This is a genomic window from Pseudomonas sp. WS 5146, assembly GCF_012985495.1.
GTDB lineage: Bacteria > Pseudomonadota > Gammaproteobacteria > Pseudomonadales > Pseudomonadaceae > Aquipseudomonas > Aquipseudomonas edaphica.
Map to the genome: position 1 here is coordinate 76,218 of NZ_JAAQWL010000014.1, position 15,281 is coordinate 91,498.

Here is a 15,281-nt window from a genome sequence, read left to right on the forward strand (position 1 = left end):
ATCAGTCTCCAAGCGGCAGGCTGTCGGGGCCGCCGCGATAATCGTCGAGGGCCAGCTTGATCCGGCGCAGGCGTTCCTGGTTGTCGTCCGGCAGGGCCAGCGCCAGTTCGGTGGCGAGCAGGTCGATGGCCAACAGCATGCCGTAGCGCGCCGCGGTGGGCTTGTAGATAAAACTGGTTTCGGCCGGTTGCAGCGGCAGTAATACATCCGCCAATTCGGCCAGGGGTGAGTCGGCCAGGGTGATGGCGATGATGGGGGCATCGTAGCTACGCGCAAGCTTCACGACGTCCAACAGTTCTGGCGTCAGCCCGGTGAGCGAGCACACGATCAGCGCCTGCTCCGGGCCTAAAGTGGCCGCCGTGACCCGCATCATCACCGGGTCATGGCTGGCGGCAATCGGGTAGCCCAGGCGTACCAGGCGCACTTGCAATTCGTCACTGCACAGGCTCGATGGGCCGCCCATGCCAAACGCGTGAATCATCCGCGCCTTGCCCAACAGGCCGACCGCATCAACAAAACTGGCCTGGTTAAACCCCGACAGGTGCTGACGCAACGTCGCTTCGATATCCCCCAGAATCTGCCGGTGAAAGGCCGACTGCTCCGGCAACCCGGCCGGGTCGAGGAAGCGACTGCCCACGCCACTGGCCTGGGCCAGTTGCAGGCGCAAATCACGTAAATCGCGGCAACCGACGCTGCGGGCAAAACGCGACAAGGTTGCCGTGCTGACCTCGGCCCGTTGCGACAACGCTTCCAGGCTGGCCGACGCGGCAAAGCCCACGTCATCGAGCATCAGCTTGGCGATACGGCCCTCGCCGGCGCTGAACGAATCCTGGCGGGCGCGGATCTGGTAGAGGATGTCCATGACGGCTCCGGCTTACAAAATGAGGCTTATAAAACAAGAGACAGGCCATAGGTGAGACCGAATGCAACCACCGAAATCAAAGTCTCCAGCACGGTCCAGGTCTTGAAGGTCTGGATCACCGTCATATTGAAGTATTCCTTGATCAGCCAGAAGCCGCCGTCGTTGACGTGGGAAAAGATCACCGAACCCGCACCGGTCGCCAGCACCAACAATTCAGGGTGTGGATAACCCAGGCCCATGGCGACGGGCGCGACCACACCGGAGGCCGTGGTCATGGCCACGGTGGCCGAGCCGGTAGCGATGCGCATCAATGCGGCAAACAACCAGCCCATCACCAGCGGCGACAGGTGGAAGGCATGCGCCAGACCAAGAATCTCATTGGTCACGCCCGCGTCCACCAGGATGCGGTTCAAACCGCCGCCTGCGCCCACCAGCAAGGTGATGCTGGCGGTCGGCGCCAGGCATTCATTGGTGAACTTGAGGATCGATTCGCGGTTGAAGCCCTGGGCCAGGCCCAAGGTCCAGAAGCTCACCAGCGTGGCGACCAGCAGCGCAATCACCGAGTTGCCGATAAACAGCAGGAATTGATTGAAACCAGTGCCCGGAGTGGAAATCACGTTGGCCCAACCGCCGATCATCATCAGCACCACCGGAAGCAAGATGGTGCCCATGGTCAGGGCGAAACTTGGCAAACGTGTACGCGGCTCGCGCTCGATAAACTGGCGTTCCAACGGGTTTTCCGCCGGCAAGTGGATGCGCGGCACGATGAACTTGGCATACACGGGGCCGGCGATGATCGCCGTGGGAATGCCGATCAGAATCGCGTACAGCACGGTCTGCCCCACCGACGCGTTATAGGCCAGCACCGCCATCATCGCCGCCGGGTGTGGCGGCACCAATGCGTGCACCACCGACAGACCGGCGACCATCGGCAAGCCGACCATCAGGATCGACACGCCCACACGCCGCGCCACGGTAAAGGCGATCGGCACCAGCAACACAAAACCGACCTCGAAAAACAGCGGCAGCCCCACCAGAAACGCAATACACACCATCGCCCAATGCGCGTTGCGCTCGCCGAAACGGTTGATCAGCGTGCGCGCCACCTGCTCGGCACCGCCGGATTCGGCCATCATCTTGCCAAGCATGGTGCCCAACGCCACCACCAGGGCGATATGCCCAAGGGTCTTGCCGACGCCCGCCTCGTACGAGCCCATGATCGTGTCGGCCGGCATGCCGGCCATCAAGGCCAGGCCGATAGACACCAACGTGATGACGATAAACGGGTTGAGTCGGTAGCGTGCAATCAGCACGATCAATGCAATGATGGCGATGGCAGCGTATGCCAACAGCCCAAAGCCCAGTGGTGCGGCCATGCGGTACTCCTTGGAAAGGGTCACGTCGAATTGGTTGTGAAACTCATAAATCATTACCGGGTGTAATTTTCAATTTTTATGAAAGTAATTTTCGCCCACAGATAAGCGCTGTCGCTTTGGGACATGCCCAACGCCAGCCGATGAAAATCCGGGGAGTGTTCTTACATGAAGTTTTTTGCGTGCGGAAACTCAGTTGCCAGGGCCGAGTCTCAGATGACAGGCCTACCCACAACCAGGAAAACCAACAATGAATCGCAAGACCCTGCTTGTTCCTTTCGCCGCCAGCGCACTGCTGCTGGCCTTTTGCGGCAGCGCTTGGGCCGATGACAGCCCGGCGTTGAAAAAATGCCTGGATGGCGCCAACACCACGGCGGACATGGTCAGCTGCAACGCCACCGAAGCCAAGATCCAGGACGCGCGCCTGAACAAGGCCTACAAAGACGTCCTTGCGCTTCAGGAAGGCAAACAGAAGCAGCAACTGCAGGACGTACAGCGCCTGTGGATCAAGTACCGAGACGCCAACTGCGGCTTCATCGGCTCAGCGACTGGTGGCACCATCGATCAGGTCAATGGCATCGGCTGCATGCTGGACATGACCCGCACCCGCGCCCAGGAACTGGAAAATATGCTGCCGCTGTAATCAGTCGTGATGCACGCGGGCGCGCTTGAGCAGCTTCTTGCAGCGCTCCGACAAATGCAGCACGCGCAAATGCTTGCCGGCCTTGGTGTAGCGCTCGCGCAAAGTCATCAGCGCTGCAGTCGCTGAATAGTCGACAAAGCTCAGGTGACGACAATCGAGCGTCACCTGGGCCGGGTCGTTGGCCGGGTCGAACTGGTTCAAAAATGGCGTGGTCGAGGCAAAGAACAGCGTGCCGTGCAGGCGATACAGCTTGCTGCCGTCGGCTTCCAGGTGCTCATCGGCATACAGTTCCCGCGCCTGTTGCCAGGCGAAGTTCAGCGCCGCAATCACGATACCGCAGAGCACGGCGGTGGCCAGGTCGGTGAACACGGTAATCACCGTTACCGCAATAATCACCAACACGTCGTTGACCGGTACCTTGTTGATCACCCGCAGCGACGCCCAGGCAAAGGTCTGCTGGGACACCACGAACATCACGCCGACCAAAGCCGCGAGCGGAATACGCTCAATCAGCGGCGACAAAAACAGAATAAACAACAGGATCATCACCCCGGCGAACACCCCGGAGAAACGCCCGCGCCCGCCAGAGCTTAAGTTGATCACGGTTTGCCCGATCATCGCGCAACCGCCCATGCCGCCAAACAGGCCCGAGACCATATTCGCCGCGCCCAGGGCCACGCTTTCGCGGTCGGGGTAGCCACGGGTTTCGGTGATTTCGTCGGTGAGGTTCAGGGTCAGCAGGGTTTCCAGCAGGCCGACCATCGCCATCAGGAACGCGTAAGGCGCAATGATGCCGAGGGTTTCCAGGGTCCACGGGATTTGCGGCAACGCGAAGGTTGGCAGGCCGCCGGCGATGTGGGCCATGTCGCCCAACGTGCGGGTTGGCAGACCAAGCAGGTAAACAGCCAGGCCGACGCCCAAAATCGCCACCAGCGCGGGCGGCACGGCGCGGGTCAGGCGTGGCAGCAGGTAAACAATCGCCATGGTTGCCACCACCAGCCCGCTCATCACATACAACGGCGTGCCGCTCAGCCAGGTTTCACCGCTTTTGAAATGCTCCAGCTGTGCCAGCGCAATGATGATCGCCAGGCCGTTGACGAACCCGAGCATCACCGAATGCGGCACCATGCGCACCAGTTTGCCCAGCCGTAACAGGCCAAACGCGACCATGATCAGACCGCCCAGCAGCACCGTCGCGAGCAAATACTCCACGCCGTGTTGCACCACCAGCGCCACGATCACCACCGCCATCGAACCCGCCGCGCCCGAGACCATGCCCGGCCGGCCGCCAAACAAGGCCGTGAGCGTGCAGATAATAAAGGCGCCGTAGAGGCCCATCAGCGGGTTGAGGTGAGCCACCAGGGCAAAGGCGATGCATTCGGGCAGCAGTGCGAAAGACGTGGTGAGGCCGGCCAGGGCATCGGCGCGCAGACGGGTGAGGTTCATGAGGTACCAGGGAGTAGCGAGGGATATGGCGGGGGATGGTACGGAATTGCGGTCGGTGGGGCCAGTAATGTGTAACAACACATGAACCGAGTCGCCTTCATCGCAGGCAAGCCAGCTCCCACATTTTGAATTGCGAATACATTCAAGTGTGGGAGCTGGCTTGCCTGCGATGGCAACGCCGCGGTACTAAGCGGACATCACACCATCTCGTTGCGAATCCACTCCACCACCGACGTGCGCGTCGGCGCCCAGCCCAGCAACTCACGCGCATGTTTGCCACGCACCCGACTGTTGGAACCCAGGCCATAGTTGGCCATTTCATAGCCCCACTCAGCCTCAGCCTCAGCCAACGGCCAATCCTGCGGCTCGCCCAGGTTCAGGGCTTGGGCAATTGCGGTGGTCATGTCGACAAACGCCGCTTCGCTGCTTTCCACAAAGTAGAACGTGCCCGGAACGTTTTTGGTCAGCGCCAGCAGATACAGGGCCACCACGTCTTCAATGTGTACGTTGGACCAAATGTTCTGGCCAGTGCCCACATGGCGCACCACACCACTTTTGCGCGCTTGCTTGAGCAGTCGTGGCAATTGCACGCTGTCACGCTTCACGCCCAGGCTGTGGCCGTAGATCAGGGTGTTGCAGATCACCGCCGAGTTCACGCCCTCTTTGGCCGCCGCCAGGATCAGGTTGTCGATGGCCACGCGCGCGGCCTTGTCGACGGTCGGCTCCGGCAGGTTGTCTTCAACGTAGATGACATCGCTGGATTTACCGCCCGAAGCATCACCGACAATGCTCGAACCGCTGGTGTGCAGGAACGGCTTATTTGAACCTTTCAAGGCGGCCAGCAAGGTTTCCACGGCAGCGCGATGGTCGCTGCTCGCGGCATTGATCACCGCATCAGCTTTAGAAGCCTGTGCGGTCAACACGGCGGCGTCATCCAGCGTGCCGATCACGGGCGTGATGCCCAGGGCGGTCATTTCAGCCGCTTGCTCGGCGCTGCGCACCAGGCCGGTGACCGTGTGGCCGGCCTTGACCAGGCCGGTGGCGATGGAGCCGCCGATAAACCCTGCTGCGCCGGTGACGAATACGTTCATGGAGGTTGCTCCTGACTGGGTAAGTGATAGGCCCAGTATCAAGGACTCATTCCTGCCGAATAAGCCCATGCTGCCCAATTCAATCTTGCGCACAGGTCACGAATCAGCAGGCATACCGCGCAAGCTTGGTTTGAATGAAGTCCAGGAAGCACTGGATGCGCAGCGCCAACTGCGAGTTACGGTAGAACACCGCGTGGATCGGCTGGCGATAGCCGCTGTTGAAGGCTTCCAGCACCGGTACCAGGCGCCCGGCATCGATGTCGGCGTTGGTCATGAAGTTCGACAGGCAGCAAATGCCCTGGCCTTCCAGCGCCAGCTGGCGCACGGTTTCGCCGCTGGAGGCGGCAATGCTTGGCTGGATCAGCCAGCGGTCGCCTTCCACGTGGCGCAGCGGCCAGTGGTTGAGGGTTTCGGTCTGGGTGAAGCCCAGCAGCGTATGGTCGGCCAACTCGGCCACCGTCTTCGGCGTGCCGAACTGCTTGAGGTAGTCGGGGCTGGCGAGGATATGCAGCGGCGTACAACCCAACGAGCGCGCATGCAGGGTCGAGTCGGCCAGGGCACCGATGCGGATGGCAATGTCGGTGCTCTGCTCCAGCAGGTCGATGATCAGGTCGTCACTGTTCAGCTCCAGCTGGATATCCGGGTAGAGGCTGCGAAACTCGGCAATGTACGGCACGATCCCATGCAGCATGAACGGCACGGCCGCATTGATGCGCAGACGCCCGGCGGGGTTCTTCTGGCGCGACGACAGGCGCTCTTCCAGCTCGTCCATCTGCGCCAGGATCAGCTTGGCCTGCTCGAAAAAGTACTTGCCCTCCTCGGTCAGGTCCATGCGCCGCGTGGTGCGGTTGATCAGCGTGGTGTCGAGCTTGGCTTCCAGGCGCGACAAGGTGCGGCTGACGGCCGAAGGCGTCTGCCCGACCTGCTCCGCAGCCGCCGAAATCGAGCCGCACTCAATCACGCTGACGAAGATCTGTAGCTCATCGGATCGGGCTTTCACGGGGTGTCCTCTCAATCGGTTCGCGACAGCTTACACCGTGAACAGCCACTCAGCCGCTGATCAGTAGATGGCCCCCCAACATCGCCATGCCGACGAAAAACACCCGTTTGAACAGCACCGCGCTGATGCGCTGGCGCAACACTTGGCCCAGCCACATCCCCAACAACGCGGGTATCAGCGCCAACAGCGAGGCGCTGACTTCGCCACCGCCCAGGGTGCCACGCCAGGTCAGCGCTGCGGCCAACGCCAACGTGGAAGCGGTGAACGCCAGCCCCAGCGCCTGCACCAATTGATCGCGGTTCAAACCCAGGGCTTGCAGATAGGGCACGGCCGGAATCACGAACACGCCCGTCGCCGAAGTGATAAGGCCGGTGACCAGACCGCACAACGGGCCAAGCCAGCGCTCGGTTTTAGGTTTCACCTTGAAGGTCGGCAAAAACAAGCCACTTAACGCATACACCAGCAAGGCGCCACCCAGCGCGCGAACTACCCAATGCCCGCCGTCCGTGCCCAGCCACAACGTGCCAAGCCCGGTGCCGAGAAAAATCAGCAGCAGCATTGGCCACAGGCGCTTGAGCAAGGCGCTCAAGTGGCCACCGAACGCCAGTTGCCAGAGGTTGGTGACTGTGGATGGAATGATCAGCAAGGCCGCAGCCTGCGCCGGTAACATAGCCAGGCCGAGCATACCCATGGCGACGGTGGGCAGGCCCAGGCCGATCACGCCCTTGACGGTGCCGGCCAGCAGGAAGGTGCCGATCACCAGCAGGGTCAAGGCCGGGCCGAGGTTTTGGTAGAACGCGAGGAAGGTAGTCATGGGGCGATTTTGCAGGATTTCGTTGAGGTCGAAAATTCGCCATATACTGAGGTAGCCTCTTGTTTTGCATGAGGCTTAAATAGCTATCGCAGGCAAGCCAGCTCCCACATTGGACTGTGTTCACAAAGCAAAAGGTGGGAGCTGGCTTGCCTGCGACAAGGCCAGTGAAGTCACTCGAGAAACCTCAGCCATGCACTTTGACCTGATCGACCTGCGCCTCTACCTGCACACCCTCGACACCGGCAACATCACTGCCGGCGCCGCCCGAAGCCATTTGTCCCTGGCCGCCGCCAGCGCGCGTATCCGTGCGATGGAAGCGTCATTGGGCATCGAGTTTCTTGAACGCGGCCGCCGTGGCGTCACCCCAACACCCGCCGGCAAAGCCCTGGCCCGCCACGCCCGCCTGCTGTTGCAACAGGCCGAGCACCTGCAACAGGACCTGGCCGAATACGCCCAGGGCATCAAAGGCCAGGTGCGCCTGCTGTGCAACACCACCGCCCTGAGCGAATACCTGCCGGAACTGCTGGCAGATTTTTTGCGCCAACACCCCAACCTCGATATCGACTTGCAGGAGTTGCCCAGCCTGCGCATTACCCAAGCCTTGCGCCAGGGCACAGCAGACCTGGGGATTATCTCCGATGCGGTGGACACCCACGGCTTGCAGACCCTGCCGTTTCGCGATGACCCACTGGTGCTGATCATGCCCCTCGATCATCCGTTGGCGACGGCGAATTTCATCGACAGCCTGCAATACGATTATGTAGGCCTGACCGCCAGCAGCGCGCTTTCGGTATACCTGGAAGAACAGGCATTGCACGCAGGCTTTCGCCTGCAAACACGCATTCGCGCCGAGGGGTTTGATGGGTTGATCCGCATGGTCGCCGGCGGCGCCGGCCTGGGCATCGTACCCCTGGCTGCATTGGAACGTTGGCCGACAGAAAAGCGCATTAAAGCCCAGCCATTAAGCGAAGACTGGGCCTGTCGCAAACTACTGTTATGCGCCCGCTCCTTCGAGCAATTGCCCGGTTACGCCAAAGCCTTGTTCGACGCCCTGGCCCTGCCCTTGCGGAAAAACCCGTAATACACCGCCGACAGAATCATCAGGAATGGCACGCCAAACACCAGCGTCATCTTGAAGGCCTCGGTGAAGTACGTGGTGATCATCACCGCCCCCATCAGCACCAGGCCCAGCAATGTGCTGTAGGGAAACAGGCGCAGCTGGAACGACAGCTTCGGCCCGCCATGACGCTTGCGATAACGGCGAAAAAACAGGTGCGTGAGGAAGATCATGAACCAGGTGAAGATCGCGCCAAACATCGAAATCGCCATCATCAAGGTGAACGAGCTTTCCGGGTACACCACGTTCAACAAGGTCGCCAGGGCAATGCCGGAGCTGGACAGCAGCAAGGCGTTCAGCGGAATGCCGCTCTTGCTCAAGGCGCCCATGGACTTGGGCGCAAAACCTGCACGCGACAGGCTGAACATCATGCGTGTGGTGATATAGAGCTGGCTGTTCATCGCCGACAACGCGGCGATCAGGATCACGAAATTCATCACCCCGGTGGCACCGGGAATACCAATGGTCTGCATTACCGTAACAAACGGGCTCTGGGTCTGGCCGGCCTGGTTCCACGGCACGATGGCGAGCATCAATGCCAGAGTCAGCAGGTAGAACACCACCAACCGCACGATGGTGGCGCGAAAGGCCTTCTTCACCGCCTGCTCCGGGTCGGCGGCTTCACCGGCGGCCACGGCAATCATTTCTACGCTCAGATAGCTGAAGATCGACACGATCACTGCGATCCACATGCCGCTCAGCCCATGGGGGAAAAACCCGTCGTGGGCCGTGTAGTTCTGCACGCCATAATCAGGATTACCGGAGCCGAACACCACGTACACCGCGAGGATGATGAAGCCGACGATTGCGGTGATCTTGATGGTCGAGAACCAGTATTCGAAGTTGCCGAAGGTCTTTACGCTGATGGCATTGAGCAAAATCAGCACACTGGAAAACGACACGATCCACACCCACTCCGGCACGTTGGCGAACCAGTACTTCATGTACATCGCCACCGCCGTGACCTCGGCGCCCACTGCCAGCACAATCGCCGCCCAGTACGCATAACGCACCAGAAAGCCGGCCAGCGGGCTGATGTAAAACTCCGCATAGGCGCCGAACGAGCCCGAGGTGGAGTGCGCCACGGTCATCTCCGCCAGGCAGCCCATCAACAGCAAGGTGATCAACGCACCGATGGCGTAACTCACCAGCACACTCGGCCCGGCATAACCGATGGCGTAGGCGCTGCCCATGAACAGCCCGGTGCCGATGGCGCCACCGATGGCGATCATGCTCATCTGGCCGGAAGTGAGCTGGCGCCTCAGGCCCAGTTCGCGATGGGTGATCTCTGCAAAGCCGTTGTCTGGCGTGGTCACGTGGTGTGCCCCTTTATTATTGTGATTGTTATGGCTGGCGCTGAACCTTGTGGGAGCTGGCTTGCCTGCGATGGCGGTGGTGCATTCACTATTGCTATCGCAGGCAAGCCAGCTCCCACAGTTGATAGGTGTTGTCCTTAAGTGACGCTGTTGCGCACTTTGAATTGCGGCTGGTCCCAAGTGGAGTTATCGAGGATTTCGCCCAGAATCTCTACAGCATCAAATACCTCGGTAAAGCTTGTGTACAACGGCGTAAACCCAAAGCGCATGATGCGCGGCTCGCGGTAATCGCCGATCACGCCACGGGCGATCAAGGCCTGGATCACCGCATAACCTTCAGGGTGTTCGAAACTCACGTGGCTTCCGCGCCGGGCATGCTCACGCGGCGTAATCAGCTCCAGGCCGTGGGCGGCGCAACGGGCTTCGACCAGCGCGATAAACAGGTCGGTCAAGGCCAGGGATTTGCTGCGCAGGCTGGCCATGTCGGTCTGGGCAAAAATCTCCAGGCCGCATTCGACCATTGCCAACGACGTGATCGGTTGTGTGCCGCACAGGTAGCGCGCGATACCGGCGCTTGGCGCGTACTGAGCTTCCATGGCGAACTGGCGCGTGTGGCCAAACCAACCCGATAGCGGCTGGCGCACCACATCCACCAAGGCCGGGTTGACCCACACAAACGCCTGCGAGCCCGGCCCGCCATTCAGGTATTTGTAGGTGCAGCCAATCGCATAATCGGCACCGGCCTTGTTCAGGTCGATGGGCACCGCGCCCGCCGAATGCGCCAGGTCCCAGATGCTCAGCGCGCCACATTCGTGGCTCAAGGCGGTGAGCGCCTGCATGTCGTACATGTAGCCGGTCTTGTAATTGACGTGGGTAAGCATCACCACCGCCACGTCATGGTCGATGGCTTGGGGCAGCTCGTCCGGGCTGTTGACCAACCGCAGGGAATAGCCCTGTTGCAACAACTCGGTCAGGCCTTCGGCGATGTACAAATCGGTGGGAAAGTTACTCGCTTCGCTGACAATCACCTTGCGCGCAGGCTCGCGTTGGCGCTGCACGCTCAAGGCAGCGCTGAGCACCTTGAACAGGTTGATCGAGGTGGTATCGGTAATCACCACTTCACCGTCACGCGCGCCGATCAGCGGCGCCAGGCGGTTGCCCAGGCGTTGGGACAAATCCGCCCAACCGGCGCTGTTCCAGCTGCGAATCAAGCCATTGCCCCACTCCTCGGCAATCACCTGCTGGGCGCGCGCCATCGCCGCCACCGGGCGGGCGCCCAGAGAGTTGCCATCGAGGTAGATCACGCCCGCAGGCAAGGCAAACTGCTGACGCAGTGGCGCCAGCGGGTCCTGGGCATCGAGGGCTTGGCAGTGGCTTCGGGTGGTCATGGGTTGTCCTGATTTTTTATAAGTAAAGATGGACCAAATAATGAACGAAGTTTTAGAGAATTTTCGTGCAAAGTGGTGGGTAACAGGCTAATTAAGCTGTAGGAAATTCGAATTTAACCCCCAAATACGCGGATTTATTCTAACCATGATTCTCGACGCCACCGACCTGCGCCTCCTGCATTTTTTGCAACAGGATGGCCGCATCAGCAACCAGGAACTGGCGGAAAAAGTCGCCCTCTCGCCCTCCGCCTGCCTGCGCCGTTTGCGCCTGCTGGAGAGCGAAGGAATCATCAGCGGCTACCGCGCCGTGTTGAATGCCGAGCAGCTGGGGATTGAGCTTGAGGCCATCGTGCACCTGTCGTTGCGCCAGGATGTGGAGGACTGGCACGAGACGTTTATCAAGAAGGTGCAAGGCTGGCCGGAGGTGGCCAGTGCCTATGTAATTACGGGTGCAAGCAACTATGTGTTGCGTGTGCAGGCGCGCAACCTCAAGCACTTTTCCGACTTTATCGTGAACCACCTGAACCGCACGGCCGGGGTGATGGATATTCGTTCGGAGATTGTGTTGCAGAAGATCAAGGACCGGGATGAGGTGTTGGATCTGGTGGTGCGCAAATAACCGCAACACTACAAAACCTGTGGGAGCTGGCTTGCCTGCGATAGCGGTGGTGCATTCACCATTGCTATCGCAGGCAAGCCAGCTCCCACATTTTTTTGACCGCGTTTAATCAGTCTTCGAGGGCACGAACGCGCTGCATACGTTGCTGCTCTTGCGGCGCAGCAGACGACTGCAACTCAAAGTCAAAATCAATCTGCGCAAACCGCCCTTGCACCCCAAACTCGCGCGCCAATTGCTGATCGTCACTAAAGCGAATCTCGGCGATCAACTCATCGCGCGTCGCGTAGGCAAAATCATCATGCAGGTACGGGTCGTCCGACAGGTTGATCTGCGTGGTCAGGTGCCGGTGCCCCGGCGCCGAGATGAAGAAGTGAATATGCGCCGGCCGCTGTCCGTGGCGACCCAACTGGTCGAGCAGTTGTTGAGTCGGCCCGGTCGGCGGGCAGCCATAACCGGACGGCACGATGCTACGAAAACGATAGTTGCCCTGGGCATCGGTCTCAATGCGCCGACGCAGGTTGAACTCCGATTGCGTTGGGTCAAACCACGAATAGGTGCCACCCGTGTTGGCCTGCCACACATCCACAATCGCACCCGCCAACGGCTTGCCGTCGGTGTCGCGCACTTGCCCGCGCATAAACAGCGGCACTGCGTCGTCCTTGCCATCGTCCAGCCGCGCTTCGTATTGGCTCAGCGGCGCGCCGGCCACGTACAGCGGGCCTTCGATGGTGCGGGGCGTACCGCCGGATTTACCGGCCTCTTCGTCCGCAGCGTCCATCAGCAAGTCCAGGTAATGCTCCAGGCCCAAGCCGGCAGCCAGCAAACCCGCTTCCTGACTTTTACCCAATTCATTGAGGTAATTGACCGCCTTCCAGAACTCTTCCGGGGTCACTTCCAGGTCTTCGATGATGTTTACCGTATCGCGCAGGATCCGGTAGATCAGCGCCTTGGCGCGCGGGTTGCCGCCGTCGTTATGGTTGCCACTGGCTTCTTCGAGAAACGCCTGGGCATGGGCAGTCTGGGACAGTCGGATGGACATGGTGCAATCCTCATCTTGTAATTATTGGGTGCAAAGCAGGCTCAACGGTCGTCCTCATGGATCGACGAAGGGTGGCGGCACAGGGCGTTCACTTCGATGGCCATGTAGGGGAAAAGCGGCAGTTGCATCAGCAGGTCGTGCAGGTCTTGTACGCTGTCGACATCGAACACGCTGTAGTTGGCGTAGTGCCCGGCGATGCGCCACAGGTGGCGCCATTGGCCTTCTTGTTGCAGGCGCTGTGCCAGGGCTTTCTCCTCGGCCTTGAGGCTGGCGGCGCGCTCGGGGTTCATGTCCAGCGGCAGATTCACGGTCATTTTTACGTGGAACAACATGGCAGGCGCCTCTTAGTGTGTGTCACGACGCAAGAACGCCAAGCGCTCTTCATCGATGGCCAGGCCCAGGCCCGGTGCGGTGGAGACATGCAGCTCGAAATCGCGGTAAACCGGCGGTTCGGTGAGAATGTCTTCGGTGAGCAGCAGTGGGCCGAACAATTCGGTGCCCCACACCAGCGTGTTCAGCGTGAGAAAGGCATGCGCCGACGCCAATGTGCCGATGCCGCCTTCGAGCATGGTGCCGCCGTACAAGCCGATGCCCGCCGCCTCGGCAATCGCGGCGGTGCGCAACACCGCCCGTGGGCCGCCGTTTTTGGCTATCTTGAGCGCGAACACCGAAGCCGCGCCTTCGCGGGCCAGGTTGAAGGCGTCTTCGACACATTCAATGGATTCATCGGCCATGATCGGCGCCGGGCTCGACAGGTTGAGCCGGGCCATGCCGCCACGGTTATTGCGCGAAATAGGCTGCTCGATCAGGTCGATGCCGTTATCGCCCAGCACCTTGCAGGCGCGCAGGGCCACGGCCTCGTCCCAGGCCTGGTTGACGTCGACACGCACGCTGGCGCGCTCGCCCAGGGCTTTTTTGATCGCGATCACATGGGCCAGGTCGCGGCTGACCTCACCGGCGCCGATCTTCAACTTGAAGATACGGTGGCGGCGCAGGTCGAGCATCTTTTCGGCCTCGGCAATGTCCTGTTCGGTGTTGCCGCTGGCCAAGGTCCAGGCCACCGGCAACGCATCGCGCACACGCCCGCCGAGCAGCTCGCTTACCGGCAGGTTCAGGCGTTTGCCCAGTGCATCGAGCAAGGCGCTTTCGATGCCGGATTTGGCAAAGGTATTGCCGCGAATGCTGCGCTCCAGGCGCAACATGGCCGCGTTGATATTGCTTGCGTCCTGGCCGATCAGCAGCGGCGCGAAGTGACGGTCAATGTTGACCTTGATGCTGTCCGGGCTTTCGTTGCCATAGCTCAAACCGCCGATGGTGGTGGACTCGCCGATGCCTTCAATGCCGTCGGCGCAGCGCAGGCGGATGATCACCAACGTCTGGTTTTGCATGGTGTGCATCGCCAGCTTGTGCGGGCGAATGGTGGGAAGGTCGACGATGATGGTCTCGATCGACTCGATGGCGCAAATCGGCATGGCTATACCCGTTGGGTTCTTTATAGATTTGAGCCGATTCTGTGCCGTATCTTTAAAGGCTTCCAATATAGAATGGGTCTCGCACGATACCCTCAAGGTATAAAAGGAACCGTCATGGAACTGCGTCATCTTCGCTATTTCCAGGTGCTGGGTGAAACCCTCAACTTCACCCGCGCAGCCGAACGCCTGCACATCGCCCAGCCGCCATTGAGCCGGCAGATCCAGCAACTGGAAGATGAACTGGGCGTGATGTTGCTGGAACGCGGCCGCCCGTTGCGGCTGACCGAAGCCGGGCGATTTTTCTATGAGCACGCCAATGTGCTGCTGGAACAACTGGCCAAGGTTTGCGATACCACGCGGCGCATCGGCCAGGGCGAAAAGACCTGGCTGGGCATCGGCTTTGCGCCATCGACCCTGTATGGCGTGCTGCCGGAGTTGATACGGCGGCTGCGCAACCATGAGGCGCTGGAGCTGGAATTGGGCTTGTCGGAGATGACCACCCTGCAGCAAGTCGAGGCGCTCAAGGCCGGGCGCATTGATGTGGGTTTCGGGCGCATTCGCATCGACGACCCGGCCATCGTCCAGCGCGTGCTGGTGGAAGATCGACTGGTGGCCGTATTGCCCGCCGGCCACTCGCTGCTGGGCGCGCCCGCCACCCTCGCGCAATTGGCCGCAGAGCCGTTTGTGCTCTACCCCGGCAACCCGCGCCCCAGCTATGCCGACCATGTGATCGCGCTGTTCGACGCCCATGGCTTGAGCCTCAAGGTGGTGCAGTGGACCAACGAGTTGCAGACGGCCATCGGGCTGGTGGGCGCGGGAATGGGCGTGACGCTGGTGCCGGCCTCGGTGCAGGTGTTGCACCGGGCGGATATCGGCTACACGCCGATTGTGGAAGCCACTGCGACCTCGCCGATTATCCTGAGCAGGCGAGTGAATGATCAGTCGCCAGGGCTGAGTCATTGTTTGCAGTTGGTTGAGGAGTTGATCTGAAACCCTCCAAACACCGCAATTCCCCTGTGGGAGCTGGCTTGCCTGCGATAGCGGTGGGTCAGTTAACCAGGATGCCAACGGGTCCACCGCTATCGCAGGCAAGCCAGCTCC

Annotated in this window: 15 protein-coding genes; 4 read left to right on the forward strand and 11 right to left on the reverse strand. The window is 60.7% G+C overall.

The window, feature by feature from the left end:
* Position 1 precedes the first annotated feature (1 nt).
* Together HBO41_RS27115 and HBO41_RS27120 are read right to left on the reverse strand one after the other, a co-directional pair.
* Positions 2-862: a MurR/RpiR family transcriptional regulator gene (locus HBO41_RS27115; RefSeq protein WP_169988449.1), complete on the reverse strand. Its 861-nt coding sequence runs from the start codon at positions 860-862 to the stop codon at positions 2-4.
* Between the two features lie 26 nt (positions 863-888).
* Positions 889-2,238, reverse strand: a complete 1,350-nt coding sequence (locus HBO41_RS27120; RefSeq protein WP_225933009.1) for a gluconate:H+ symporter — start codon at positions 2,236-2,238, stop codon at positions 889-891.
* Positions 2,239-2,485: 247 nt separating this feature from the next.
* Between HBO41_RS27120 and HBO41_RS27125 the strand changes: the two genes are divergently transcribed.
* Entirely contained in the window at positions 2,486-2,878 is a 393-nt protein-coding gene (locus tag HBO41_RS27125) for a lysozyme inhibitor LprI family protein (protein WP_138450800.1), read from the forward strand.
* Here the strand turns inward: HBO41_RS27125 and HBO41_RS27130 are convergent, their stop codons facing one another.
* From HBO41_RS27130 to HBO41_RS27145, 4 genes are all read right to left on the reverse strand, one after another.
* On the reverse strand, positions 2,879-4,324 hold the full coding sequence (locus HBO41_RS27130) for a SulP family inorganic anion transporter (RefSeq protein ID WP_169988451.1): 1,446 nt from the start codon (positions 4,322-4,324) through the stop codon (positions 2,879-2,881).
* Between the two features lie 197 nt (positions 4,325-4,521).
* Positions 4,522-5,415 (reverse strand): NAD-dependent epimerase/dehydratase family protein, encoded by an 894-nt coding sequence (locus tag HBO41_RS27135; RefSeq protein ID WP_017137952.1) that lies wholly within the window; start codon positions 5,413-5,415, stop codon positions 4,522-4,524.
* A 103-nt stretch (positions 5,416-5,518) separates the two neighbouring features.
* Positions 5,519-6,415 (reverse strand): LysR family transcriptional regulator, encoded by an 897-nt coding sequence (locus HBO41_RS27140; RefSeq protein WP_169988453.1) that lies wholly within the window; start codon positions 6,413-6,415, stop codon positions 5,519-5,521.
* A 49-nt stretch (positions 6,416-6,464) separates the two neighbouring features.
* Positions 6,465-7,229 carry a sulfite exporter TauE/SafE family protein gene (locus tag HBO41_RS27145; protein ID WP_169988455.1) on the reverse strand — a complete coding sequence of 255 codons (765 nt, stop codon included), beginning with the start codon at positions 7,227-7,229 and terminating at the stop codon, positions 6,465-6,467.
* A gap of 190 nt (positions 7,230-7,419) precedes the next feature.
* Between HBO41_RS27145 and HBO41_RS27150 the strand changes: the two genes are divergently transcribed.
* Positions 7,420-8,310, forward strand: coding sequence for a LysR substrate-binding domain-containing protein (locus tag HBO41_RS27150; RefSeq protein WP_169988457.1), 891 nt, complete (start codon positions 7,420-7,422; stop codon positions 8,308-8,310).
* On the opposite strand, the gene HBO41_RS27155 is transcribed toward HBO41_RS27150, so the two are convergent.
* Positions 8,256-9,662, reverse strand: a complete 1,407-nt coding sequence (locus HBO41_RS27155) for an amino acid permease (RefSeq protein ID WP_017137956.1) — start codon at positions 9,660-9,662, stop codon at positions 8,256-8,258. The genes HBO41_RS27150 and HBO41_RS27155 overlap by 55 nt on opposite strands.
* Before the next feature lie 137 nt (positions 9,663-9,799).
* The gene (gene kynU, locus HBO41_RS27160; protein WP_169988459.1) at positions 9,800-11,050 is read right to left on the reverse strand and encodes a kynureninase; all 1,251 of its coding nucleotides are present in this window, start codon (positions 11,048-11,050) and stop codon (positions 9,800-9,802) included.
* Positions 11,051-11,195: 145 nt separating this feature from the next.
* Here kynU and HBO41_RS27165 point away from each other — a divergent pair, with 145 nt between their 5' ends.
* Positions 11,196-11,669, forward strand: a complete 474-nt coding sequence (locus HBO41_RS27165; protein WP_003176072.1) for an Lrp/AsnC family transcriptional regulator — start codon at positions 11,196-11,198, stop codon at positions 11,667-11,669.
* A 109-nt stretch (positions 11,670-11,778) separates the two neighbouring features.
* On the opposite strand, the gene catA is transcribed toward HBO41_RS27165, so the two are convergent.
* The 3 genes from catA to HBO41_RS27180 are packed head-to-tail and all read right to left on the reverse strand — an operon-like array spanning position 11,779 to position 14,180.
* Positions 11,779-12,708, reverse strand: a complete 930-nt coding sequence (gene catA / locus HBO41_RS27170) for a catechol 1,2-dioxygenase (protein ID WP_169988461.1) — start codon at positions 12,706-12,708, stop codon at positions 11,779-11,781.
* A 41-nt stretch (positions 12,709-12,749) separates the two neighbouring features.
* A complete protein-coding gene (catC, locus tag HBO41_RS27175; protein WP_169988463.1) occupies positions 12,750-13,040 on the reverse strand; it encodes a muconolactone Delta-isomerase in 291 nt (96 codons plus the stop codon).
* 12 nt (positions 13,041-13,052) lie between these two features.
* On the reverse strand, positions 13,053-14,180 hold the full coding sequence (locus HBO41_RS27180; protein WP_169988465.1) for a muconate cycloisomerase family protein: 1,128 nt from the start codon (positions 14,178-14,180) through the stop codon (positions 13,053-13,055).
* Between the two features lie 114 nt (positions 14,181-14,294).
* On the opposite strand from HBO41_RS27180, the gene HBO41_RS27185 reads away from it, so the two are divergent.
* Positions 14,295-15,170 (forward strand): LysR family transcriptional regulator, encoded by an 876-nt coding sequence (locus HBO41_RS27185; protein ID WP_017137962.1) that lies wholly within the window; start codon positions 14,295-14,297, stop codon positions 15,168-15,170.
* The last annotated feature ends 111 nt before the right edge of the window (positions 15,171-15,281 follow it).